We start from the raw sequence: 241 nt of genomic DNA, 5'->3' as shown, positions 1-241 counted from the left end.
GCCGCGCCGCGCATGTTCGCGGGGCGTGATCAGCACAAGGTTGTGGGCTGCACAGCGGCTTTCAACCAACGCGATAAACAGGTCGGTCAAGGCCAGCGACTTGCTGCGCAGGTGGCTCATATCGGTGCGTTCGAAAACCTCCAGGCCGCATTCCACCATGGCCAATGAGGTAATCGGCTGGGTGCCGCACAGGTAGCGCAGGATGCCGGCGCTCGGCGCATAGTTGGCTTCCATCGCGAAC

The 241-nt window shown here is 62.7% G+C and carries 1 protein-coding gene; it reads right to left on the bottom strand.

Annotated features, from left to right (window positions below):
• A partial coding sequence (locus AC0L3B_RS40175) for a kynureninase/PvdN C-terminal domain-containing protein (protein WP_473383577.1) occupies positions 1-241 on the bottom strand: 241 nt, incomplete at both ends.

Source organism: Bradyrhizobium sp. Kon56 (assembly GCF_055807635.1).
The sequence above is the reverse complement of the archived record's forward strand: the minus strand, read 5'-3'. Positions and strand labels throughout refer to the sequence as shown.